Source organism: Paraburkholderia sp. J8-2 (assembly GCF_905220195.1).
Lineage (GTDB): Bacteria > Pseudomonadota > Gammaproteobacteria > Burkholderiales > Burkholderiaceae > Paraburkholderia.
In genome coordinates, this window is sequence record NZ_CAJMZA010000001.1 from 895,618 (window position 1) to 918,674 (window position 23,057).

General features: G+C 66.0%; 20 protein-coding genes. 8 read left to right on the forward strand and 12 right to left on the reverse strand.

Features of this window, described 5'->3' with window-relative positions; translation table 11 throughout:
- Positions 1–7 precede the first annotated feature (7 nt).
- On the reverse strand, positions 8–451 hold the full coding sequence (locus U5A52_RS03890) for a MarR family winged helix-turn-helix transcriptional regulator (protein ID WP_321934000.1): 444 nt from the start codon (positions 449–451) through the stop codon (positions 8–10).
- Positions 452–619: 168 nt separating this feature from the next.
- Between U5A52_RS03890 and U5A52_RS03895 the strand changes: the two genes are divergently transcribed.
- The gene (locus U5A52_RS03895) at positions 620–1,390 is read left to right on the forward strand and encodes a class II aldolase/adducin family protein (protein ID WP_321934001.1); all 771 of its coding nucleotides are present in this window, start codon (positions 620–622) and stop codon (positions 1,388–1,390) included.
- A gap of 4 nt (positions 1,391–1,394) precedes the next feature.
- A complete protein-coding gene (locus U5A52_RS03900) occupies positions 1,395–2,396 on the forward strand; it encodes a 2-dehydropantoate 2-reductase (protein ID WP_321934002.1) in 1,002 nt (333 codons plus the stop codon).
- A 3-nt stretch (positions 2,397–2,399) separates the two neighbouring features.
- Here the strand turns inward: U5A52_RS03900 and U5A52_RS03905 are convergent, their stop codons facing one another.
- Positions 2,400–3,689, reverse strand: coding sequence for an MFS transporter (locus U5A52_RS03905; protein ID WP_321914464.1), 1,290 nt, complete (start codon positions 3,687–3,689; stop codon positions 2,400–2,402).
- A gap of 439 nt (positions 3,690–4,128) precedes the next feature.
- Between U5A52_RS03905 and U5A52_RS03910 the strand changes: the two genes are divergently transcribed.
- Positions 4,129–7,020: a mechanosensitive ion channel family protein gene (locus tag U5A52_RS03910; RefSeq protein ID WP_321934003.1), complete on the forward strand. Its 2,892-nt coding sequence runs from the start codon at positions 4,129–4,131 to the stop codon at positions 7,018–7,020.
- Positions 7,021–7,321: 301 nt separating this feature from the next.
- On the forward strand, positions 7,322–7,723 hold the full coding sequence (locus tag U5A52_RS03915) for an FKBP-type peptidyl-prolyl cis-trans isomerase (RefSeq protein ID WP_321914466.1): 402 nt from the start codon (positions 7,322–7,324) through the stop codon (positions 7,721–7,723).
- 84 nt (positions 7,724–7,807) lie between these two features.
- Here U5A52_RS03915 and U5A52_RS03920 read toward each other — a convergent pair whose 3' ends face one another.
- The 6 genes from U5A52_RS03920 to U5A52_RS03945 all read right to left on the reverse strand — a co-directional run bounded on the left by U5A52_RS03920 (position 7,808) and on the right by U5A52_RS03945 (position 14,604).
- Positions 7,808–9,142, reverse strand: a complete 1,335-nt coding sequence (locus U5A52_RS03920; protein WP_321934004.1) for a nitrate/sulfonate/bicarbonate ABC transporter ATP-binding protein — start codon at positions 9,140–9,142, stop codon at positions 7,808–7,810.
- A 14-nt stretch (positions 9,143–9,156) separates the two neighbouring features.
- Positions 9,157–10,905 carry an ABC transporter permease subunit gene (locus tag U5A52_RS03925; RefSeq protein ID WP_321934005.1) on the reverse strand — a complete coding sequence of 583 codons (1,749 nt, stop codon included), beginning with the start codon at positions 10,903–10,905 and terminating at the stop codon, positions 9,157–9,159.
- Between the two features lie 208 nt (positions 10,906–11,113).
- Complete coding sequence (locus U5A52_RS03930; RefSeq protein WP_321911765.1) at positions 11,114–11,284, reverse strand: hypothetical protein; 171 nt, start codon at positions 11,282–11,284, stop codon at positions 11,114–11,116.
- 786 nt (positions 11,285–12,070) lie between these two features.
- Positions 12,071–12,469, reverse strand: a complete 399-nt coding sequence (locus U5A52_RS03935; RefSeq protein ID WP_321911764.1) for a hypothetical protein — start codon at positions 12,467–12,469, stop codon at positions 12,071–12,073.
- Between the two features lie 223 nt (positions 12,470–12,692).
- Positions 12,693–13,169: a zinc-finger-containing protein gene (locus U5A52_RS03940; protein ID WP_321934006.1), complete on the reverse strand. Its 477-nt coding sequence runs from the start codon at positions 13,167–13,169 to the stop codon at positions 12,693–12,695.
- 166 nt (positions 13,170–13,335) lie between these two features.
- A complete protein-coding gene (locus tag U5A52_RS03945; RefSeq protein ID WP_321911762.1) occupies positions 13,336–14,604 on the reverse strand; it encodes an MFS transporter in 1,269 nt (422 codons plus the stop codon).
- Between the two features lie 188 nt (positions 14,605–14,792).
- On the opposite strand from U5A52_RS03945, the gene U5A52_RS03950 reads away from it, so the two are divergent.
- Together U5A52_RS03950 and U5A52_RS03955 are read left to right on the forward strand one after the other, a co-directional pair.
- Positions 14,793–15,428, forward strand: coding sequence for a hypothetical protein (locus tag U5A52_RS03950; RefSeq protein WP_321934007.1), 636 nt, complete (start codon positions 14,793–14,795; stop codon positions 15,426–15,428).
- Positions 15,429–15,581: 153 nt separating this feature from the next.
- A complete protein-coding gene (locus U5A52_RS03955) occupies positions 15,582–16,901 on the forward strand; it encodes a DUF2325 domain-containing protein (protein ID WP_321934173.1) in 1,320 nt (439 codons plus the stop codon).
- 42 nt (positions 16,902–16,943) lie between these two features.
- On the opposite strand, the gene U5A52_RS03960 is transcribed toward U5A52_RS03955, so the two are convergent.
- From U5A52_RS03960 to U5A52_RS03970, 3 genes are read right to left on the reverse strand one after another with little or no spacing between them, the layout of a single operon-like run.
- On the reverse strand, positions 16,944–17,357 hold the full coding sequence (locus tag U5A52_RS03960) for a winged helix-turn-helix domain-containing protein (RefSeq protein WP_415764439.1): 414 nt from the start codon (positions 17,355–17,357) through the stop codon (positions 16,944–16,946).
- 47 nt (positions 17,358–17,404) lie between these two features.
- On the reverse strand, positions 17,405–18,007 hold the full coding sequence (locus U5A52_RS03965; protein WP_321934008.1) for a nitrogen fixation protein NifQ: 603 nt from the start codon (positions 18,005–18,007) through the stop codon (positions 17,405–17,407).
- Between the two features lie 28 nt (positions 18,008–18,035).
- Positions 18,036–18,464 carry a TOBE domain-containing protein gene (locus tag U5A52_RS03970; protein ID WP_321911755.1) on the reverse strand — a complete coding sequence of 143 codons (429 nt, stop codon included), beginning with the start codon at positions 18,462–18,464 and terminating at the stop codon, positions 18,036–18,038.
- 175 nt (positions 18,465–18,639) lie between these two features.
- On the opposite strand from U5A52_RS03970, the gene U5A52_RS03975 reads away from it, so the two are divergent.
- Both U5A52_RS03975 and U5A52_RS03980 read left to right on the forward strand, forming a co-directional pair.
- The gene (locus tag U5A52_RS03975; RefSeq protein ID WP_415764436.1) at positions 18,640–19,533 is read left to right on the forward strand and encodes an extracellular solute-binding protein; all 894 of its coding nucleotides are present in this window, start codon (positions 18,640–18,642) and stop codon (positions 19,531–19,533) included.
- Positions 19,530–21,395 carry an ATP-binding cassette domain-containing protein gene (locus U5A52_RS03980; RefSeq protein ID WP_415773466.1) on the forward strand — a complete coding sequence of 622 codons (1,866 nt, stop codon included), beginning with the start codon at positions 19,530–19,532 and terminating at the stop codon, positions 21,393–21,395. Before U5A52_RS03975 ends, U5A52_RS03980 begins: the two co-directional genes overlap by 4 nt.
- 414 nt (positions 21,396–21,809) lie before the next feature.
- Here U5A52_RS03980 and U5A52_RS03985 read toward each other — a convergent pair whose 3' ends face one another.
- Positions 21,810–22,832, reverse strand: a complete 1,023-nt coding sequence (locus tag U5A52_RS03985; RefSeq protein WP_321934009.1) for a hypothetical protein — start codon at positions 22,830–22,832, stop codon at positions 21,810–21,812.
- Positions 22,833–23,057: the final 225 nt, after the last annotated feature.

Consider the following 23,057-nt stretch of genomic DNA (forward strand, 5'->3'; position numbering starts at 1 on the left):
CGCCGCTTCACTCGCCCTTTTCCCCGCTCGCCACGAGCTTGGCCAGCACGCCCGCCAATACTTCGCGTTCGTGCTCGCTCAGCGTGGCGAGAATCGCGTCGTTCGTCGCCTTCGAGATTGTCGTCGCGCGCCGGTAGGTGCTGCGCCCCTGTGCGGTGAGCGCCACGAGCACGCCGCGTGCGTCCGCCTCGTTCGAAGTCTTGACGAGCAGGCCCTTGCGTTCGAGCACGTCGGTGGCGCGGCTCGCCTGGCTGCGGTCGAGATTCGACACGCGCCCGAGTTCCGACACCGACAACGATCCGAACGCGCCCACGCTGAGCAGCAGCCGCGCCTCCGTGAGCGAGAGCGAAAGCGCTGCCTCGAACGCGTCGCTCATCGTGCGGTCGGTCTGCTTCTTGAGCACATGGAGCCGGTAGGTGAACAGCTCCGCAATGTTGAACTTCCCCGTCATTCGTCTTCTCGCCTGGTTCTCAGCGGCCGCGAAATGCGGCAAACGCCATCAGGATAGCATCGATAAAAGGCTGGTTTTTCAGGTATTTCATGAACAAATTGATGCTTGCACACGCATTTATTTGCGCGTAGGATCGGCGTGATCAGAGCCAGCCATGAGGAGACGTTCATGAATGAAAACATCCAGCGCTCGCGCCCCGAATGGTGCGACCCCACGGAATGGGAAGCGCGCGTACAGCTTGCCGCCGTCTATCGCGTGTTTCATCTCATGGGCTGGACCGAACTGATCTTCAACCACATTACGCTGCGCGTGCCCGGGCCGCACAAACATTTCCTCATTAACCCGTTCGGGCTCACGTATGACGAAATCAAGGCCTCGAATCTCGTCAAGATCGATCTCGAAGGTAACGTCCTGAGCCCGAGCGAGTATCCGATCAACCCGGCCGGCTTCGTGATCCACAGCGCCATTCATGCAAACGTGGAAGACGCGCATTGCGTCATGCATACGCACACCACGGCCGGGCTCGCGGTGGCGTGCATGGAAGGCGGTCTCGCATATACGAACTTCTATTCGGCGCAGTTGCACGACATGGTCGCGTATCACGACTTCGAAGGCATCACCGTGCACGCCGAAGAAAAATCGCGCATTCTGAAGTCGATGGGCGACAAGCGGCTGCTCATCCTGCGCAACCACGGGCTGCTCTCGCATGGCGTGACGCTTGCGCACGCGTTCGCGCTGCTATGGACGCTCAATCGCGCGTGCGAAGTGCAAGTCGTGACCGATTCGATGCGCGGGCAGGCGCTGCCGATCGCACCCGCCATTACCGAACGTGCGACGCGCGACGCGCTGCAGTTCTCGCCCGCCCATGGCGCGGGCCAGAACGTGCTCGACGCGCTAATTCGTCGTGCCGCGCGCATCGAGCCCTCATATCAGGAGTGAAAGGTTGAACACCCCGAATCAAAAGGTCACTGTCGTCGGTGGCGGTGCAATTGGCGGCCTGATCGCGGCGCGTCTTGCACGTGCGGGCATCGCCGTGAATCTGCTCGCGCGCGGTGCACATCTGGAAGCGATCCGCCGCGACGGTCTCACGGTCATTGAAGGCGACACGCGCTACACGCAAGCCGTGAACGCCACGAGCGACGCCGCCTCGCTCGGCGCGCAAGACCTCATTTTCATTTGCCTGAAGGGCCAGGCGCTCGCGCAGTCGGCGGCTTCGCTCGCGCCGCTCGTGGGTCCGCACACGCATATCGTCTCGGCGATGAACGGCGTGCCCTGGTGGTTTCTCCACGGATTCGGCGGCACGCACACGAACGGCCGGCTCGAAGCGGTCGATCCTGGCGGCGTCGTGTCAGCGGCGTTGCCGCCTACGCAGGCTTCGGGCTGCGTCGTGCACCTGTCGTCGTCGATTGCGGGGCCGGGCGTGATTCGCAAAGGCGGCGGCAATCATTTGATCGTCGGTGAAGGCTCGGCGCCCATGGCCGCGCGTGCGCAAGAGGCGCGAGCGTTGCTCGCGCGTGCAGGCTTCGAGGTCACAGAAGCCGCGCCCATTCAAGCCGATATCTGGGCGAAGCTCTGGGGCAACATGACGATGAACCCCATCAGCGCGCTCACGCGATCGACCGCCGACGTCATTCTCGACGACCCGCTCACGGCGCAACTCGTGAGCGCGGTCATGGCCGAAGCGCGCGCGATTGGCGAAGCGCTCGGCATTCGCCTCGCGATGACCATCGAGGAGCGCAATGGGATCACGCGCAAACTAGGCGCGTTCAAGACCTCGATGCTGCAAGACGTGGAGGCGGGCCGCTCGCTCGAAGTCGATGCGCTCGTCGGCGCGCCGTATGAACTGGCGCAGCGCGTGGGCATCGCGGCGCCGTCGCTCGGCCTGCTGTATGGTCTTGCGCGCCAGCTCGATTCGAATCTCGAAGCGGCGCGCCGGGCAAGCTAGCAATCAATCCTCGAGCGGCTTGCCCGTGAGGTCGCGAATGAACGGCAGCGCAAGGCACGAGATCGCCACGCACGCCATCACGTACCACGCGGGCGCGAGCAGATTGCCCGTGCTTTTGACGAGCCAGGTGGCAACGGTCTGCGCAAAGCCGCCGAAAATCGCCACGCCGATGCCATAGACAATCGCCATGCCCGTCGCGCGCACGGCGCGCGGGAACATCTCAGGCAGCATCGTGATGGAAGGTGCGGCCTGCAGCGCGAGCAGCACGCTCAGGCCGCCCACGGTGATCAGGAGCCGCGTGGCGTCCGGCTCACTCGTCAGCCAGAGAAACGCCGGATAGATCAGCAGCAAAACGCCCACGCGCGGCCAGAAGATCAGCGTACGGCGGCTGAAACGATCGCACAGCATCCCCGAGAGCGGTCCCACCACGAAAGTCACGACGCCCGAGACCAGCCCCGCCAGCAACGCCGTGGGCGCGGGCACCTTCAGCTCGTGAATCGCATAGGTCGGCATATAGAACGTGACGACATAGGCCGTGACCGTGGAGCCGATCGTCAGCAGGATGCCGAGCGCCGCGCGCCGCCAGTGGTCGCGCACCACGGTAAGCACTGGCATGCGCACCACGCTCGCCTGCTCCGGCAACTGCTCGTCGAGGCGCCTGCGAATCCACATGCCGATCGGCGCGATCGCCACACCCATGAGGAAGGGCACGCGCCAGCCCCAGGCGAGCAGCGTGTCGGGCGTGAGGAAGGTCGTCAGGAGTCCTGCCATCAGCGCGCCGAGCGAAACGCCGATCCCCTGGCTCGCAAACTGGAAACTGCCGAGCAGCCCGCGATTGACTGGCGTGCCCGCCTCGATCAACAGCGTGGTGGATGCGCCCACTTCGCCGCCCGCGGAAAAGCCCTGCAGCAACCGCGCGAACACGATCAAGACCGGCGCGGCCACGCCGATCTGCGCGTAGGTGGGAGCCAGGCCGATCAGCATGCATCCCAGCGCCATCATGAATATCGTGAGCGTCATGGCAGGCTTGCGGCCGGCGCGGTCGGCGTAGGCGCCAATCACGATGCCGCCCAGCGGCCGCATGACGAAGCCCACGCCGAAGGTCGCCACCGAGGCCAGCAACTGCCCGTAGCTCGACATGGTGGGAAAGAACAGCTTGCCGATGGTCAGCGCGAAGAAGCTGTAGACGGTGAAATCGAAGAATTCGAGCGCATTGCCGATCGTCGCGGCGACGATCAACTGCGTGCGGCTCAGTTTGCCCTTGCGCACTCCGGTCATGCTGACGCTGTTCATGGCTCTCCTCGTCGGCCTCTGGCGGGCCTGGATGGTGGACCATGCAACGTTAGCATTCGCCCGGGCGCACGCGCCACTGATCAAAACCCGCGGAGGCGGCGGCATCCATCAGCCGATGAAGCGTCCCTTTTATCGGCGTCCGGCGTGCGCGCCTCATCCGCGTTCGTAAGGTAAAAGAGGCATACTCCCGCAATAGTCAGCACTCTCGTTGCGCGCGCCGCGCCGTTTTTTTGCGGTTCCGCAAACGCCATGTGGCCCACCCGCGCATAAAGTGGGCACCAAAATTGCGGCAGCGCGTCGAACGTTCCGGCGAATCGGGCGACGGCAAGCTGTGCGCCACGCCAAAGCGCTTCCTGCCGCGCGTTTCGTCCCCGCTGTCTTTTCAATCTGCCGCCACTGATGGGTCGCCGCAGTCGCGCCCTGTATGCCAATGACAAGGATGTCCCTTTCTTTTGCCTTTCGGTCCGCGCGCATTTCGCGCCCGCGTGCCCTCTTCGCCGTACTCGCCGTTTTATCCGGTCTGATGCTCGCGCTCGGCGCGTCTGCCGCATCGGCAGCGACACCAGCCGCCGTTGCCGAAGCGCTCAAACCCGGTACGAGCCCGGCGCATCCCGCCCCGGCTGCCGCGCCCACGCCCGACGCCAACACAAATAACCCCGCCGCACCCGTTGCGCTCACGCCTGCCCAGGCGCAAGCCGCCCTCAAGGTTCTCGACGATCCCGTGCAGCGCGGCCACATGGAAGACACGCTGCGCGCCATCGCCGCCGCCGGTGCGCTGGCCGTGCCCGCCTCGGCGAGCGCGCCGGCCAGTGCGCCCGCCGCGGCCACCGGTGCATCGGCGGCCGCGCCTGCTTCCGCGCCGCTTGCTGGTGCGCTGCGCACCAACGGTCTCGTCGTGCAGATCGCCGACAACGCCGCGCACGGCGCGCGCATGGCCGGCCAGCATCTGAACCATACGTTCTCGACACTGCTGGGACTCTGGTCCACGCGCAACTGGTGGCAGGACCATCTGAACACGCCGCAAGGCCATGCACTGCTGCTCGCCCTGCTGCGTGTGCTGCTGCTCACGCTCGTGCCCGCGCTCGCGCTCGCCACGCTGCTGCGCCGCGTCATCGCCACGCCGGAGCGCGCCATTGCCGCGCATCAGGCAGCCAAACAGCGCGAGGAGGCCGCCCTCGCGCAAGACGGCACGCCAACGCCGCAGCCGCAAACGCCCGAAGCGACGGGCACGCGTGCTGCGCTTGCCGCGCAAACGAAAGCCGCCGAGGCGCAGGACGAAGCGCTGCGCGAAGCCGCCGGCATGCAACCGGCCGATGGCAAGGACAATCAGGACAGCGATCCGAATGCCGGCCCCAACGCGAACGCGAGCGCCAACGCGGCAGCGCGCGCCACGGTGGTCGCGGCGCAAGCCGGGGACAACGCCAACGCCTCGCCGAAAACCGCCGCCGATCGTGCGAAAGAGGCGTACCACGCGCTGCGTGGCGCGCATCACTGGCGCCTTTTGCAGCGTCTGCCGGGCGCGTTGCTCGTGATGCTGCTCGAAGCCGTACCCGTGGTCGCGTTCGGCCTGTGCGCCGCGGCCGTGCTCTCGTTCTTCGGTCCCAATGACGCCGCGCCTGCCGAAGCGGTCGGCCATATCGTCGATACCTATGTGATCTGCCGCATCGTCGCCATATTCGGCAAGCTGCTGTTCTCGCCCGACGCGGCCGCGCTGCGCCTCGTGCCGCTCCCCGACGACTGGGCCGCCTACGCGCAGCGCTGGCTCGTGCGCCTCGTCGTGATCGGCGGGGTGGGCGGCGCAATTGGCGGCGCGGTGTCGCTCGGCATGACTGAGGACGCGCATGTCGCGCTCGTGAAGCTCGTCACGCTGATCGGCCACCTCGCGCTCGCCGTGATGATCCTGCAACTGCGCCGCCCCGTGGCCGATGCCATTCGCAACGCCGCCGCGCAACACGGTTCGTACGCGTGGTTCCTGCAGTGGTTCGCCGACATCTGGGTCGGCGTGGCGCTCTTCGTCGTCGTCGCGCTGTGGTTCGTCTGGGCGCTCGACTTGCGCGGCGGCTATGCCGCACTGGTGCGCTCGGGCGGACTCTCGCTCATCATCATGCTCGCCGGACGCATGTGTGCGATCGTGGTGCTGGGCGCTTTGAGCCGGCTCTTCGGCGTGCGCGAAGACATCGGCAACATGAGCTTCGGCCAGCGTCGCGCTTACCGCTACTATCCGGCGCTGCGGCGCATCGTCATTGCCGCGATCTGGCTCGTGACGATCGACCTGGTGCTGGACGCCTGGGGCGTGCGCCCCGCACGCATTCTCGCGCTCGCGCCCATCGGGCATCTGCTCGGCTCCGCGCTGCTCACGATCGCCGTCGCCATCGTGGCCGCCGTCGCGATCTGGGAGGTCGCGAACGGCGCGGCCGAACGTCGCCTGAACGCGTGGACCGACGCCGGCGACTTCGTGCGCGCCGCGCGTCTGCGCACGCTCCTGCCGATGTTCCGCACTACGCTGTTCGTTTCGATCCTCATCATCGTCGGGCTGACCGCGCTCTCGCAGCTCGGCGTGAATACCGCGCCGCTCATCGCGGGCGCGAGCATCTTCGGCGTAGCGCTCGGCTTTGGCTCGCAAAAGCTCGTGCAAGACTTCATCACCGGCATCTTCCTGTTGACGGAAAACGCCATGCAGGTGGGCGACTGGGTGACGGTGGCAGGCGTTTCGGGCACCGTCGAGTTTCTCTCGATCCGCACCGTGCGCCTGCGCGGCGGCGACGGCTCGCTCTACACCGTACCGTTCAGCTCGGTCACGACCGTGAACAACACGAATCGCGGCATCGGCAACGCGGCGGTGAAGGTGCAGATCGCGCATGGCGCGGATCTGCAGCGCGCGATCGACACGCTGAAGGAAATCGGCGCCGAGATCCGCCAGGAAGACGCGTTCAAGAACGGCATTCTCAGCGACTTCGCGTACTGGGGCGTCGATCAGGTGGATGGCGCGGCCGTGACGCTCGCCGGGCAGATTCAGTGCAAGGACTCGGCGCGCTGGGGCGTGCAGCGCGAGTTCAACAAGCGCGTGTTGCTGCGCTTCACGGAGCGCGGCATCGAGCTGGCGAATCCGCAGCGCAGCTTCCTCGTTGGCATGTCGCACGATGACGATGTCGAAGGGCGCACGTACGGCGACGAGCACGATGACGCCAGCGATGATGCCAACGTCGATCGCTCGCGGGCACAACAATCGCGCGGCGCTTCGCAAGCTGCTTCACAAGGGGGCAAGCCGCGCACTGGCCGCGCCGGTGCTTCGGGTGACGGTAACGGGTCGTCGAGCGGTAAGCCGAATTGATGCGCGAATTGAAGTGCTGACCTCGTAGCCGGTGCGCGACTCTGACGCGCCGGCCTCACCCTTCGTTTCGCACCGCGAAGCTCCCGAAAAAGCTCACCAATACGATGCAAGCCGCGCCGCGACGCAACGCTGACGGCGTAAAGTTCTCCGTCTAATCAAGGGTCTGCGCGCGGTGACTTGGTGCGCCGCACGCGCGGCGCGGTGAGTCCCGAAGAAGCTCACCTTTTCAGTCGCCGGCCACGAACCGGAGCCCACACGAGGCTCCCGATATAATCAACGCGCCATTCAACGAGGACTTCTCATGAAATCACTGATTGCCCTGGTCGCCGCTGCCACCGTTGCAACGACCGCGTTCGCCGCCAACACCATCGACAAATTGCCGTCGGGCGTCGTCGTCGAACACCTCAAGCAAGGCACCGGTCCGCAACCCGCCGCCACCGACGTCGTGCGCGTGAACTATCGCGGCACGCTCGCGAACGGCACCGAATTCGACAGCTCCGACAAGCATGGCGGCCCGGCGAGCTTCCCGCTCAATCGCGTGATTCCTTGCTGGACGCAAGGCGTGCAGAAGATGAAGGTCGGCGGCAAGGCGAAGCTGACCTGCCCGGCGGCGACCGCTTATGGCGATCGCGCAGTCGGCCCGATTCCGCCGAACAGCGACCTCACGTTCGAAATCGAGCTGCTCGGCATTGGGCAGCAATAAGGCCAGCCGATTCTGCAGGCAAAAAAACGGGCGGTTCATTGAACCGCCCGTTTTTGTTTTCTACGAGGTACGAGGCGCCAGGCCTTATGCCTCGACGTCCTCGAGACTGAAGATCTCAGTCTGGTCGTTATACGAAAACACCTCGCCATAACGGGCCCATTCGACCACGGTATCGAGCGTTTCTTCGGCGGCGACATCGGAAAGCACGTCCTCCAGCTCCTGCTCGAAGCGCACGCGCGGCGCGCGATGGCCAGGCCGCTCGTCGAGCACCTTCTTGATGCGCGCCGCGAGCGGCACGTTGCGCAGCAGGTGATCGGCGAACATGAGCTTGCGCGCCTGCGTGCCCATCTCCGCAAACACGCGGGCGGGCGGCGTAAGCAGCACATCGCCTTCGCGCACGTCGGCAAAGCCGAGCTGCTGCAGCATTTCCACGATCGGGAACAGGTCGTCCACTTCCAGATGCAGCGAGCGCGCGATTTCCGGCATGTCGGCGCGGCCGTGATACGGCGCGGCCGCCAGCGTCTCGATCAGACCGGCCATGATGTTGGTCGACACGTCCGGCAAGCGGCTGCCCACTTCGAGACGGCGATGCGTGGCCTCGGCGGCTTCGCGCGCGGTCATCTTCGCGTAGATGTCGTCAACGAGTTTGCGGAATGCAGGGTCGAGCCGGTTGCGCGGATGCTTGAACGGCACCTTGATTTCAGCCGACACGCGCCCCGGGTTCGACGAGAGCACGAGAATGCGGTCGCACATGAACACCGCTTCCTCGATGTTGTGCGTGACGATCAGCACCGACTTGATCGGCAAGCGCCCTTGCGTCCACAGGTCGAGCAGGTCGGTACGCAGCGTTTCGGCGGTCAGCACATCGAGCGCGGAGAACGGCTCGTCCATGAGCAGCAGCGTCGGGTCGACCACGAGCGCACGCGCAAAACCCACGCGCTGACGCATGCCGCCCGAAAGCTCACGCGGGTAGGCGTTTTCGAAGCCGTCCAGACCGATCAGGTCGATCGCTGCCAGCGCTCGCTCACGGCGCGCGCGCGCGCCCACGCCTTGCGCCTCCAGACCCGCTTCCACGTTCTGCAGCACGGTGAGCCACGGGAACAGCGCGAAGGTCTGGAACACCATCGACACGCCTTCGGCCGGCCCTTCGAGCGGCTTGCCGAGCCAGTTCACCTCGCCTTCGGTCGGCTCGATGAGCCCGGAGATGATGCGCAGCAGCGTGGACTTGCCCGAGCCGGAACGGCCCAGCAAGCCGACGATCTCGCCCTCGCGCAGCGTGAGGTTCACGTCGTCGAGCACGAGGCGCTCGTCCTCTTTCTTCGCGAAACCGCGCGAAACATGCTTGACGGCGAGCACTTCCTCGCCGGGAGCGGGCCGCATCGGCAGCAGGTCGGATGAGACGATTTTCGGATTCAGCATGATGTCACTCCATCTCAATCGAGGCGCAGCCGGGACTCGGCGTACGTGTACAGCGGACGCCAGAGCACGCGGTTGAACAGCGTAACGAACAGGGACATCATCGCGATGCCCAGAATGATTTTCGGGAAGTCGCCAGCGGCGGTCGTTTGCGCGATGTAGGAGCCAAGGCCGTGCGCGACGACCTTCGTGTCGCCCCACTGCACGAACTCGGAAACGATGCTCGCGTTCCATGCGCCACCGGAAGCCGTGATCGCGCCCGTGATGTAGTACGGGAAAATGCCCGGCAGCATGGCTTTCTTCCACCATTGCCAGCCGCGAATGCGGAAGTTCGTGGCCGCTTCCTTGTAATCGTTCGGATAGGCGCTCGCGCCCGCGATCACGTTGAAGAGGATGTACCACTGCGTGCCGAGCACGATGAGCGGCGAGAGCCAGATGTCCGGGTTCAGGTGAAAGCGCACGATGACGATCACGAACACCGGGAACAGCAGATTGGCCGGGAACGCCGCGAGGAACTGCGCGAGCGGCTGGACCTTCTCGGCGAGCGCCGGGCGCAGGCCGATCAGCACACCGAGCGGCACCCAGATCACCGAGGCGATGGCGATCAGCAGCATCACGCGAAGGAGCGTGATGAGCCCGAGCAGGAACACGTGCCAGACTTCATCGAGCGTCACGCCCGTGCGCACATACGCCACCACGTGCCACACCACGAACACGGTCAGCGCGATCACGATCACGGCCCACACGATGTCGCCAAGACGCGAGCGCTTGCTGATCGTGGTAACGACGGGCAGCGACTTCGGCAGTTGCACGCGCAACGGAATGCGCGCGAGCGTGGCGAGCATGAAGCCCATCGGCACGAGCAGGCGGTGAATGAGGCGCGTGCGGCGAATGAGGTCGAGCAGCCACGACTCCGGCGCGTCGCCCGAGCTCGTGTTCTCCATGCGGAACTTGTCGGCCCAGGCCACCAGCGGGCGGAACAGGAACTGGTCGTACGCGAGAATCACGACGATCATCGCGAGAATCACCCAGCCCACCGCGTGCAGATTCTTTTCCGCGATCGCCTGGGCCAGATACGCGCCAACGCCCGGCAGCGTGATCGTGTTGTTACCCACCGTGATCGCTTCGGAAGCCACCACGAAGAACCAGCCGCCCGACATCGACATCATCATGTTCCAGATGAGGCCCGGCATCGAGAACGGCACTTCGAGCTTCCAGAAACGCTGCCAGCCCGTGAGGTGGAAACCTCGCGAGACCTCGTCCAGATCGCGCGGCACCGTGCGCAGCGACTGGTAGAAGCTGAAGGTCATGTTCCAGGCCTGGCTCGTGAAGATCGCAAAGATCGCCGCGAGTTCGGCGCCGAGCACGCGCGAGGGAAAGAGCGCGAGGAAGAACGTGACCGTGAACGAGATGTATCCGAGCACCGGCACCGACTGCAGGATGTCGAGAATCGGCACGAGCAGCAGGCCCGCGCGGCGGCTCTTCGCCGCGAGCGTGCCGTACACGAGCGTGAAGGTCAGCGAGGCGACCATGGCCGCGAGCATGCGCAGCGTGGTGCGCATGGCGTACTCGGGCAGGTTGGCCGGGTCGAGCGAGATGACCTGGGTCTTGAGCGTGGCGATGGGCGCCATCGTCTCGTGAAAGCCCACGGCCGCCATCGCGATCAGGCCGATCATCAGCGGGAACGCCACGAAGTCCCAGCGGTTCGGCAGCACGCGCCACGCCGAAGCGTTGGCCGTGCGGTTCAGGTTGAAGCTGAACTCCATTAGCGGCCTCCGTTAGCGAGTACAAGCGTGGGCGCGAGCGCCCCGGCGCAGGCGCGCGCTGCGCGGCGGGTCGTTCGCAATGTGTGGTTGAACTGGTTCATGTCGAAGCACCGGCGTTGGGTTTATTGCGTGAACCCCTCGCGCGGCGCGTATGGCCGGCCGGGCCGGCTCGGCATACGCGCGGGGGTTCGTGTACATCTCGTCTGATTCAGACCCGAAACACGCGCGCTCGCAGGTCTCGCCAGCGCGCGGCGAGTCGCGATTCCCGGCAGGGCGGCGGGGCGCTCGCGCGCTCACGCGCGCCGAGCACATCGGGATGGAGGGAGTGCTGCGTGTGCTGCAGTTGCGACAGGTGCGGCAAAAGAAGGCCGAAGTTCATACTGGTTCTCCTGGCGTCACAGGGGACGCATCGGGGAGGAAAGCCAGCAGACCCGGCAGAGCGCAATCTTTCAGCGCGCGGCGGCTCGCGTCTGCCCGCTTTCCTCAGTGCAATTCAAAAGGAAGCGGCATAACGGATAACTGTCACTGTCAGACATCGGAACTCCTTATCGTCACGGCGGCTGCCCTCGGGCGCTTGCCTCGAGCCGGCGGCCCGAACGCGAAGCGCCTGGCAGGCGCGCATGTGTCGATCCGCGCGTCGCGCAAGAGGGCGCAACGAACGAACCGTGCCGCAAGCGCGCATCGATCAGGGCGGGCTTACGGCGCGATGTCGGCCATCCGCGACGCTCGATACGTTCGAGTCGCTGCGGCGTCGGTCGACGCTAATCAAGAGTGCACGAGGATTTACTGCTAGACGCGCACCATCTGCCTGGCTGGCAAGACGGCGGCTGAAAGAAAGGGAGCGCGGACGTCCTGCCGGTCAGGCAGCGAAACTGTTCGAAGATCGACAACTGCTACTGTCCAAGGCGTCAGCCCCTTTTGTTAAGACGGGCGAATTTTAGGCGCGCCACCTGTCCGAAGTCAACACGATTCGCGTCCGGCGTCAAATCTCGTGCCAATGTCGCCACAGCGCCGGCTGGTGGCGCGAATCGCGGCGTCAATTGCGCCATCCATTGGGCTGCCAATCGCGTCGATCCGCTCGCCTCTCAAAAACAGGGATCGTTCACTTTACCCTACTGCTTACTGCCTCAACCCGGCCGCAATGCGCATACCCGCCGCGCCCACGTCACGCGCTTTTGCGCAATGCCTGCTGGCTGGTTTCACCGGCGCCCATGCGCTCGAGCCGCTCGCTTGCCTCGGTCAACGCCCACAGCGGCGCGCTTTGCAACTGCCGGTCGTATACCGCCACGAGCTGCGCGACCGCCTCGAAACCCGCTTCGTCCAGCTGCCAGCCGCCGCCCGTGTTGCCGCATTCGAAGCAGGCGATCAGCGCGGCATCGGCCGAGCGCACCTTTTCCGGTTCCAGAATGCCGTATCCGGCCTCCGCAATCGATTGCGCGAGCACGTGTGCATGGAGCAAGGCGCGTGCGTCGTCGCCCGTGCCGCCGCGGCGGATCGCAGCGAGCGCGAGATGCACTTGCAGTGCGAGTTCGTTGGCGACCGCGTGCGGGATCGGCAGCAGCATCGACTTGCTGCGTCGGGGGCGACCGGCTTGCGAGCGCTGCGGAAAAGGGATGGTCCTGGCCATGGAAGGGCAAGTAAGAGTCTGTTCCGTGCAATAACGGCACGCCGCGCCGAAGGTTAAGCGTCGACGTGCAAATCGAATGTAACGATCAGTGACAGACATGCGCCGCGCATCGTCTGGCGGAAGGACGGCACGTTGACCGTGGCCCCGCGGTGACAGCGCTTTAGCGCGGGCTGCCCTCGCCCCCAACCTCGCCGCCGGCCTGCCCGCGCCGCGCGGCCGTGAACGCCTCAATGTGGGCGATGGCCTGCTCGCACTGCTCGAGCGTCAGGAGATGAATCGACGGATTGGGCAGGTCGAAGCCCAGTTCCTCCCCCAGCCAGCGGATGGCCTTGCCGCGCGCTTCGAAGGCATTGACCTTGTCGCGCCGCATCTTCGCGGCCACCAGCGGTTCGAGCGCGTCGTGCAGACGGCTCTTGGCGTCGCGCAGGGCGGCGTTGGCAAGCCGGCCAAGCGGCACGTTGCGCGTGCTGCGCGCGGGCACGCCAATCCAGGCCTCACAGGGCGTGCAGACCCACAGCGGGCCGTGATCGTCGCGGTACGGGTAGGCTTCGTCGGCAAAGCGCGCGAGCACGGCTTTCGCGCCGCAGTAATCGCACAGTGGCTGCGGCAGCGCCTTGACGGGACGGCCTACGCGCATGCGGCGCTCCTCGGGGCGATGGTCGATGAATGCATGACTTGACGGGTGGATGAGCGAAACGGTGGCTCGCTGCGAGCGGGCCCCGGAGAAAGGATAACGGCAAACCCCGGCACGCGGCATCGGCGGGACGGCGCGCCGCAGGCCGCGGTGCGCGTATGAACAGGCCCTAGTTCGCGCTCTCGGTGGCGCGTGTTTCTTCGCGTTCGAGCGAGCGCGTGTCGCGCAGGGCCGGAAAAAGCCGCATCCATAGCAGCGCAACGCAGATCGTCGCCACGCCGCCCACGAGGACGGCGCGCTGCGCCCCCCACCAGCCCGCCGTGAGCCCCGATTCGAACTCGCCAAGCTGGTTCGATGTGCCGATGAAAAGCGAATTGACCGCGCTCACGCGGCCGAGCGTTTCGTTGGGCGTGCGCAACTGCACGAGCGACGTGCGCACGACCACGCTCACCACGTCCGAGGCGCCCAGCACCGCGAGCGCCATGAGCGACACGACGATGTTGTGCGAGAGCCCGAAGGCGATCGTCGCGCAGCCGAACACGATCACGCCGCCGAACATCGCAAGGCCCGGCCGGCGCCGCAGCGGAAAGTGCGCGAGCCAGATCGAGCCCGCCAGCGCGCCCGCGGCCGTCGCCGAGCGCAAGAGCCCGAGCGCGATGGGCCCGGCGTGCAGGATGTCGCGCGCAAACACCGGCAAGAGTGCCGTCGCGCCGCCGAACAGCACCGCGAACAGATCGAGCGACAACGCGCCGAGAATAACGGGCTGCGAACGGATGAACGCGATGCCCGAGAACACCGATTCGAGCGTGACAGGCGTGCGCGCCGGCGGTTTTGCGCGCATCGGAATCGTGCCCGAAAGCGTGGCCGCCGCCGCGAACGCGAGCGAGCAGGCCGCGTAGGCCGGCGTCGCGCCGATGCCGTACAGCAGCCCGCCCAGCGCCGGGCCGACGATGTTCGCGGTCTGGTTCGCCGAGGTCGACCAGGCGGTTGCATTAGGGAGTTGAGCGCGCGGCACGACGCCCGGGAGCAAGGACGAAATTGCGGGCGACTCGAACGCGCGCGCGGCGCCCACGCACGCGGCGAGCACGTAAATGAGCGGCGCGCTCAGCCAGCCGCCGATCGTGCCGGCCGCGAAGGTCAGCGCGGCGGCGCATTCGATGAGCTGGCATACGGACGCGATGCGTCTGCGGTCGTAGCGGTCCGCCACGTGGCCGACGACGAGTGTGAGGCAGAACATCGGCAGGAACTGCGCGAGGCCGACGAGACCGAGCGCGAACGCGCTATGCGTGAGCGCGTAGATGTGCCAGCCCATGGCGACGGCGAGCATCTGGAACGCGAGCGACGACAGCACGCGCGCGCCGTAGAAGCGCTGGAAACCGCGATTGCGCGAAAGACTGGGCGGGTCGTCGGACGCCGCCTCGGGAGAGGGTGTGGTCATTGAACAGCGGAAAAAAGCGAAAAACGGGTGCGTGCGCAACGAGGCAAAAGCGAGGCGCAAAACGGCAATTCTAGTTCATACGGCTTGGAGCCACAGAAACATGACGCCGTGCGATTCATGCGCTGCGTCTCTAAATCGTTATATCCTATAGAATACAACGAACGAACATCCAGCAGACGGAGGCCGCAGTGGCGAGTAGTCGGCGCCTCGTAAGCGCAACATCGATATCGCAGGCGCGTGGCGCACCCGCGCCAGCCGGCGCGGACGGCTTCGCAGCCACGATCACCACGCTGCGGCCCGCGTCGGGGCACGAGCGCGCGGAATTGATCCGCGACGTGATCGACGCGTTCCGGCGGCTGCGCAACAGCATCGAGCGCTTCGAGCACATGCTCGCGCGCGGCGACGGCGGCTCTGGCGGTCCTGGCGCCGGCAGCGCTCACGCCGCGCACGTCGGCGCTTCGCTGCAGCCGCTCCTTCTCGCGCTCTCGCGGCGCATCGATCTTGCCCGCTTCGCCCGCCAGCGCGAACTCAAGCGCGCCATTCGCGACGCGCGGCGCCTCGACAAGACGCGCGATGCGCTTTTCAGCGACGCATTCTGTCTCGATACCGAAGCGCTGCGCCGCACCGTGGCCGAACTCGAGCGGCTCGACGCGGCTTTCGTCGGACTCGGCGTCGAGCATGTCCTCGCGCAGCACGCGAATGCGGCCAATGCGCGTTCAGAAGCGCATGCATGCGAGGCGGTGGCGGACCGCTCTGCCGCCAAAGCCCAAGCCATCGCTGTCACCGCCGTTGCGACAGCGCTCGTGCGCGAACCTGCCGCCTGAAGCGCACGCCCCGGCCGACAGCCGATAGTCGTTATATTCCATGGTATATTGCGCTGAAGGCGTGAGCAGCCGGAGGCGCCTGGCCGCGTCGAGGCACGCTCGCCGCGTACGCCCATGCACAGCCCCGTGTCGCGCACCGGATCAGAGGTCACCATGCACGCACCGCCGTTCCGCCTCGCCCGCACACCGGGCGGCACTCCTGCCGAAGAGACCACGCTGCGCGCCCTGGGAAGCGCAGACTGCTGCGGCCCTTCGCAAGCCGAACTCGCCCGCGCGCGGCAGCGCACGCGCCTGGCCGAACTCGACGCCCATCTGCACTGCTCCATCATCGGCACCTGCCTGAGCACGCACGAGCTGCGCAAGCTCGTCCCGAAATTCGCCCGGCTCGACGCCCAGCACGCGAGCGATCTCGAGATCCACCATGCCGCGGTCGAGCTGGCGATAGAAGGCGGCGCGGGCGCCAAGGCATTGCAAAAAGCGCTCGACACGCGCTATGCAGGCGCGTTGCGCCGTTTCGCCACTGCGCGCGACGCACAGGCCGTGCTCACGCTCTGGAATGAATCGCTCGCGAACGGCGACATCCCGCCTGCGTACTGGGCGCTGATGACACATCCGGCCACGACGATGGAAGTGCGCCAGGCCGCGTTCGGCGAGTTGCACATGCTCTCGCACCTGGTTGGCGCCGCCAATCGCGCCGACTTGCGCCGCCTCGTCGCGCTGGAAGCCGAGAACGCCGAACTACAGGCCAGGATCGAGCGCCAGCAGGCGCGTCTGCATGAGATGAGCCGTGAACGCGATGTGGCACGCCATGCCCTCGATGCACAAACCGCGCAACTGGCGGCGCAGCGCGAGACAACGCCGCAGCAGGCGCAGCTCGAAGCGCTGCAGGAAGCGCTCGCGGCACGCGACGCGCGGGTCGCGCTGCATACGAGCCGCCGCGAAATCGCCGAGCAGCGCGCGAATGCGGACGCCGCCGCGCTCCACACACTGCGCGCGCAACTCGACGAAGCCCATGCGCTGATCGACGCCTTGCGCGCCGAGGTCCACGCCATGGAGCAGACAACGCAAGCGCACGAAGACCCACAGGCCCAACACGCGCTTCCCGAGAATGCGCTCAGGGGCCGCCGCATCGTCTACGTGGGTGGCAGGCCCGGTTCGAATCACGCGCTCAGGCGCTGGGTGGAGTCGGCGGGAGGCGAACTGACGGTGCACGACGGCGGCGTGGAGGATCGCAAGGGGCTGCTCGCAGCGGCGCTTGCGAACGCGGATCTGGCGGTGTTTCCCGTGGACTGCATCGACCACGATTCAATGAGCACGCTCAAGCGCGTGTGCGAACGGCATCAGGTAACGTGGCACCCGCTGCGCACGGCAAGCCTTGCCAGCTTCGTCGAGTTGATGGTGCGGCTGCATGCGAACGCAACGCCCACGCTCACCGCGGTGCCCGTCTCGCGTTTCTGCTTGCGCCACGGCTAAGCGCCTGACGCTGGCGGCAGTGCGCCGCCGCGTTACGCCAACTCAGCTTTTGATGAGTTTGACGAGTGATTCGATCTCGGACTCGCAAACCGTTGCGGCGCGCGCCTCGATGCTGCGATACAGGCGAACGATTTCTTCGCCGACCGGCGTGAGCATGCTGCCACCGCCGCTCTGCCCGCCATGCTCCGAAACCGTGGCTGGCGACTCCAGCGCGCGGTTGAGTTCGTCCATCAACAGCCACGCGCGCCGGTACGACATGTTCATGCTGCGCGCCGCAGCCGAGATCGAGCCATGCTCGCGAACGGCTTCGAGCAGCGACACCTTGCCCGGCCCGAGCGCGATCGTGCCGTCCTGAATGATGCGCATACGAAAACGCACCTCGGGTTCACCCGGTTTCTGCGCCTGTGCGGTCGCGGGGGCGTCGGTACGCGGTTGATCGTTGGGGGACTTGGTCATGCGCGCAAGCATACACGATGCGTGCCGCGCGCCGCTCCCCTGGACGGCTAACGCCCGGCGGGAAAGCAGAAACCGAAGTCCTCGCAGCCGGGGCAGCCAGGCGCAGGACCTGGCGTGGTGCCCGATGCCCGCGCGAGTTCGCGCGCCAGCAGTTTCTTCCAGCGCAAGCCTTCCACGTTGCGCGCCACGACTTCGGGGAAAAAGCGGTCTAGCATGCGCGTCACGTCATCGCGGCCACGCAGGCCAAGATCGCGCCAAAGATGATCGGGCCGCAGACACGCATGGGCAATGATTGCAGCGAGGCAACGCACGTCGTCGGGGTTGGCTTGCGGCGCGGCAAGCGCAACGAGAAAGGCGTGCATTGCCGTGGCGAATGCAGCATGCGACGCCTCTGTCACAGCGTGCGCGTGCAGCGCATCATTCGTCACCGTACACACGAAATGCCGTGCGCCGAGCGCCTCGATCTGCGCGCGTGATAACCCAAGCAACGGCAATTCGCCGCGCACCTCGCGCGCCGCAACGAGCCGCGCGAAGAGCCAGGCATCCGGCGTACGCGACGCCGCTGGCGCACCCGTCAGGGCGTCACAGCGCGCCGCGGCCAGTGCATCGAAATCGCGCGACGGCGGCGGCGCAGCGGATTCGTCACTCATCGCGCTCACGTGCGATTGCAGCCGCGCATCAACCGTCTACACCGACGATCACACTCGATGCCTTGAAGAGCGCCGCAGCCTGCTTGCCCGCCGCGAGGCCGAGACGATCGACGCTGTCGTTCGTCACGATGGCTGCGATTTGCGCGCCGCCCGGGGCCGCGAGCACGACTTCCGCATTCACCGCGCCCTTCGTGACCGACGAAACCGTACCGGCGACGACATTGCGCGTGGACACCTTGCTCGTATCGCCGTCGACCATCAGGATCACCGACGATGCCTTCACGAGTGCGAAGGCCGGCTTGCCGGCGGCAAGACCCAGCGAAGCGGCGCTGCCATGCGTGATGATCGCGACGATCTCGAGGCCGCCGTCGGCCTGCAGCGTGACTTCGTCGTTGACGGCGCCGGCCTTGACCGCGCTGATCTGGCCGGAGAAATGATTACGGGCGCTGGTACGCATGAGGGCCTCCACAATTGAACAGGACATTGAACCGGGAAAAGAACTGGACCCTCAGTTTAGCCGTGTCAGTGTGACGCGCACAGGCATGGATCGCCAAAATAGCCATTTGGATAAACACATGATCACAGCAGTCCATCGTAATATATTGGCCTTTATAACGAACGGGGTGTCGAACATGTTTATCCGCAAGCTGGTGGCCTCAGTCGTCGTGATGAGCGGTGTGATGGGTGCAATGGGCGCAAGCACCAACGCATTCGCCGACGAATCCGATGTCAATGTGCTCTATGCAGGCTCGCTCGTGAACCTCATGGAAAAGAGCGTGGGCCCCGCGTTCGAAAAGGAAACGGGCCTGCATTTCAAGGGCTATGCAGCGGGCTCGAACAAGATCGCCAATGAAATAAAGGGCAAGCTGCGCCGCGGCGATGTGTTCATCAGCGCAAGCCCGAAGGTCAACGCGAGCCTCATGGGCGAGGCCAACGGCAATCACGTGACGTGGTACGTGAATTTCGCCGAATCGCCGCTCTTGATCGGCTACAACCCGAAGAGCCGTTTCGCCAACGACTTCAAGACGAAGAAGTGGGATCAGGTGCTGCAGGAACCGGGCATTCGCCTTGGCCGCACCGACCCCAAGCTCGACCCGAAGGGCGCCTTCACGGTGGAACTCATGACGAAGGCCGCGCAGGCGTACAACCAGCCTGACCTCGTCGAGAAGACGCTTGGCGCGCCGGATAATCCCGAGCAGGTGCTGCCGGAAGAAACGCTCGTTGGCCGTCTGCAGTCGGGTCAGCTCGACGCGGGCTTCTTCTATTCGACCGAAACCTCCGACCTGAAGATTCCGGCGATCCACCCCGCGCCCGAACTGAAGATCAAGGCGAACTACACGCTCACCATCCTGAACGACGCCCCCAACAGCGCCGGCGCTGCGCGCTTCGTGAACTTCCTGCTTTCGGCAGAAGGCCGCAAGCTGCTCGCCGAGCACGGCGTGGACGTGACGAAGCCTGCCGTCAACGGTCAGGGCCAGGCAATCCCGCCGTCGGTCCAGGCCGTGATCGACGCCGCACAGCAATGACACAAGCCGCGCAGGTTACTGCGAACGTTGCAGTGAAGCGCTCGCAGCCGCTCTGGTGGCTCGGCGCGCTGCTCGCGGTCTACCTGTGCGCGCCGTTCGTCGCAAGCATTCCGCAGATCGGCCAGGCGGACTGGGCCGGCGTCGACTGGCACGCCACCTGGTCTGCGGTCGGCGTATCGGTGGCGAGCGCGAGCGTGGCCACGCTCGTCATCTTGCTTGGCGGCGTGCCGCTCGGCTACTGGCTCGCACGTTCGCGCGCGCGCGGCATCGCGCTCGTCGGCTTCGTCGTGCAGTTGCCGCTCGCGCTGCCGCCGCTCACGAGCGGCGTGCTGCTGCTGTTTCTGATCGGGCCGTATAGCAGCATCGGCCAGCTTTTCGGCGGCTCGCTCACCGACTCGTTCACGGGCATCGTGCTTGCTGAGACCTTCGTGGCCGCGCCCTTCCTGATCGTCGCGGCGCGCTCGGCGTTCAACGCCGTCGATCCCGTATACGACGACGTCGCCGCCACGCTCGGCCATCATGCCGCCAGCCGTTTCTTTCGCGTCACGCTGCCCATTGCGTGGCCCGCCATCCGCGCGGGGCTCGCCCTCGCCTGGCTGCGCGCGTTCGGCGAGTTCGGCGCAACCGTGATGGTCGCGTATCACCCGTATTCGCTGCCTGTTTATACCTATGTCGTGTTTGGCGGCCAGGGCCTGCCAGCGATGATGCCGCTCCTCTTGCCCACGCTCGGCATTGCGATCATCTGCGCGGTGCTTTCCGTCTATAGCCGTGGCGCGCGCTCGACGCTGGCGGTGAACCTCGACAACGGCGACGAACTCACCAGTATCACGCCAGGCGCCACCGCGTCTGATAGCGCCGACCTGCGTCTCGCCTTCGCGGCGCGCCGGCACCTCGGCGCGTTCACGCTCGACGTTTCGTGGCAGCCGCAAACCCGCCGGCTCGCGATCATCGGCCCTTCGGGCTCGGGCAAGTCGCTCGCGCTGCGCATCGTCGCCGGGCTCGAACGCAACGACGCGGGCTGGGTCACGCTCGGCAAGACCGACCTCGGCGCGCTGGCGCCCGAGCGCCGCCAGATCGGCTACATGCCGCAGGACTACGGACTCTTTCCGCACATGACGGTGGCGCAGCAGCTCGCGTTTCCCGTCGATGCCGATGCGGCCAGCGCACGCTACTGGCTCGCGCACCTGGGCCTCGACGCGCTCACCGAGCGCCTGCCGCACCAGCTCTCGTTCGGCCAGCGCCAGCGCGTGGCGCTTGCGCGTGCGCTCACGCGGCACACGCAACTGCTGCTGTTCGACGAGCCGTTCGCCGCGCTCGACACGCCGCGCCGCCGCCGCCTGCAGCAATCGTTGCGGGCGCTGCAGCGCGAGGTCGGCGCCGTGACGGTGATCGTCACGCACGACCCCGACGAAGCCGCCCTGCTCGCCGACGAAGTGCTCGTGCTCGAACAAGGGCGCGTGCTGCAGGCGGGCGCCGTGGCCGACGTGTTCCAGCAGCCCGCCACGCTGCGCGTAGCCGAATTGCTCGGCCTGCACAATGTAGGCGAGGGCATCGTGCGAGCGGGCGGCACGATCGAAACGCCGACGGGACTGCGCCTGCCGTGTGCCGATCCGTCGCTCGCGGTGGGCTCGCGCGTGATGTGGCGGGTCTCGCCGCGCGCGCTCGTCGCGACGCAGGAGGGCGCGTGGCAAGGGCGCATGGCGGGCACGTCGCTGCGTCACGGCGACCGCTACGTTGCCGTCGAGATCGCGGGCGTTACCTTCGATATCGCCGCTGAAGATGCGCCGGCGTCGCAATCCGGCGACCTGCGCTTCACCATCGACGCGAACGGCGTGCTCGCGTGGCCGGCGCACGGCGCCTGACCCACGACTCCTGAAAACGCTCACCTTTCGCGCCGAAGTGCGAGGCCCGATGTCGAGGTCGAAGACGAAAAAGCCCCTTTTCAAGGGGCTTTTTGCTTAAACGGTTAGCGATTCGAAGCGCAATTTTGCACCGTTGCTCACGGGTCCCGAAAACGCTCACCTCTTCGCCTCTCTCGCTCACTCGCGCAAGGTTTCGATTGCTAACACCTGGTACTCAGCAATATTCGCATCCCTTAACCTGGGACTACCAGGAAAATCTTGCGCGCTGGAACCAGGCTCTCCTGCACTTCGGGATCACGAAACGTCCGCGGCAGACAGGCGGCCACGGTGATGACGACATGCTTTGTCAACGAACCGTCGCAATCCCCCGCACACCGCTCCCGAATCTTCTCACCTATGACCGTACGGCCGCGCTCAGATCATGAAGCGGCTGTCTTCGACGAGCACGCGCGGCAACGGTTGAAGATCGGTGCGCGCGAAGCGCACCAGTGAGAACGCGCGCAAACCCTGCGGGCTCGCCGGCAGGTGCGCGAGAGGAAATATGATCGAGGCGCTGTTGTCCGGGCCGCCATTCGGAAGCAGGACGTTCATCGGACTCAGGCAGATCTCGCGCATTTCGACGTTTGTGTACTGCGCGGGATTCGCGAGTACGTTGCAGATCACCGAAAGCTGGTGTTCGAGCGCTTCGCTCTTCAGGCCGAGCGCGGCGATCTCGCGCTCGTTCTGCGCGATCTGCGCCTCGACCTTCGCCACTTCGGCGACGTTTTGCGTGGCTTGCTCGCCCAGCATGCGTTGCGTGCCCGCGCCGTGACGCGTGAGCAGTTGCAGGCGCGTTCTGAGCAGCGCGCGCTCCTGTTCCAGCACGTCGCGGCGCGACTCGTCGGCGCCGATCTGCGCGAGGCCTTCGAGTGCGATCTGCTCGACAACGCGCTCCACGATCTGCTCGCGAAGTTCACTTTCGGTTTCGCCGCACACGCGCACCTGGTGGTCGTCGAAACTCAGCGTAGTCTGCATGACATCGGTGTGCACCTCGTCGCCATACTGCTCGACACCGAAGGCACGGCGCTCGTTCAGCGCCATGCTGAGTACCGCGTAGGTCTCGCGCGCAAGCGGATGGCTCTCGAACCATGCATGCAGTTCAGGCGAGCGGCTCAGCACATGGGCAACCTCGTCGGGCGCAGCGAAAAACGCGTGGATATAGGGGTCGCTCGACCATGTAGCGGCGCTCGCTTCGTGTGCGGACGGCATGCGGTCCACCACGTCGCGCACGTATGCGACGGACTGAGCCAGTGCCGGCGCAAGCCGCTCGCGCCACTCGGGCACGAGCCTGAGCGTAGGGCTGAGCACGAGCAGACGCTCGATCAGCGTCTGGATTTGTGGCGATTGCGGCACCTGCTTCGCGCGGGCGCGCGGCCAAAGCCTGTCCAGGATACCCATGGAAAACTCCGTTGCAGACCGCTTACGCGCGGTGGCGGTGAAGCGCAGGGCGCATAACGAACCCTCTTGTCGCAAATGACTATACCGCGAATCACAACCCGCTCGCGGCGACGCTGCCGCAGCGCAGCAACGGCTCGCGTTGCGTTCATGCTCCCGGAAACACTCACCTTTGCGTGAGCTCACACGGGCCGCATCGGCTGAGCCGGTCCGCCGACGTGCGAAACG

Coding starts and splice junctions, on each gene's coding strand:
- U5A52_RS03920 (WP_321934004.1), bottom strand. CDS start 9,142: ATGCTGAATCCGAAAATCGTCTCATCCGACCTGCTGCCGATGCGGCCC.
- U5A52_RS03960 (WP_415764439.1), bottom strand. CDS start 17,357: ATGACCAAGTCCCCCAACGATCAACCGCGTACCGACGCCCCCGCGACC.
- U5A52_RS03910 (WP_321934003.1), top strand. CDS start 4,129: ATGTCCCTTTCTTTTGCCTTTCGGTCCGCGCGCATTTCGCGCCCGCGT.
- U5A52_RS03890 (WP_321934000.1), bottom strand. CDS start 451: ATGACGGGGAAGTTCAACATTGCGGAGCTGTTCACCTACCGGCTCCAT.
- U5A52_RS03980 (WP_415773466.1), top strand. CDS start 19,530: ATGACACAAGCCGCGCAGGTTACTGCGAACGTTGCAGTGAAGCGCTCG.
- U5A52_RS03935 (WP_321911764.1), bottom strand. CDS start 12,469: ATGCTGCTGCCGATCCCGCACGCGGTCGCCAACGAACTCGCACTGCAA.
- U5A52_RS03905 (WP_321914464.1), bottom strand. CDS start 3,689: ATGAACAGCGTCAGCATGACCGGAGTGCGCAAGGGCAAACTGAGCCGC.
- U5A52_RS03970 (WP_321911755.1), bottom strand. CDS start 18,464: ATGCGTACCAGCGCCCGTAATCATTTCTCCGGCCAGATCAGCGCGGTC.
- U5A52_RS03985 (WP_321934009.1), bottom strand. CDS start 22,832: ATGGGTATCCTGGACAGGCTTTGGCCGCGCGCCCGCGCGAAGCAGGTG.
- U5A52_RS03915 (WP_321914466.1), top strand. CDS start 7,322: ATGAAATCACTGATTGCCCTGGTCGCCGCTGCCACCGTTGCAACGACC.
- U5A52_RS03945 (WP_321911762.1), bottom strand. CDS start 14,604: ATGACCACACCCTCTCCCGAGGCGGCGTCCGACGACCCGCCCAGTCTT.
- U5A52_RS03930 (WP_321911765.1), bottom strand. CDS start 11,284: ATGAACTTCGGCCTTCTTTTGCCGCACCTGTCGCAACTGCAGCACACG.
- U5A52_RS03925 (WP_321934005.1), bottom strand. CDS start 10,905: ATGGAGTTCAGCTTCAACCTGAACCGCACGGCCAACGCTTCGGCGTGG.
- U5A52_RS03895 (WP_321934001.1), top strand. CDS start 620: ATGAATGAAAACATCCAGCGCTCGCGCCCCGAATGGTGCGACCCCACG.
- U5A52_RS03965 (WP_321934008.1), bottom strand. CDS start 18,007: ATGAGTGACGAATCCGCTGCGCCGCCGCCGTCGCGCGATTTCGATGCA.
- U5A52_RS03940 (WP_321934006.1), bottom strand. CDS start 13,169: ATGCGCGTAGGCCGTCCCGTCAAGGCGCTGCCGCAGCCACTGTGCGAT.
- U5A52_RS03955 (WP_321934173.1), top strand. CDS start 15,582: ATGCACGCACCGCCGTTCCGCCTCGCCCGCACACCGGGCGGCACTCCT.
- U5A52_RS03975 (WP_415764436.1), top strand. CDS start 18,640: ATGTTTATCCGCAAGCTGGTGGCCTCAGTCGTCGTGATGAGCGGTGTG.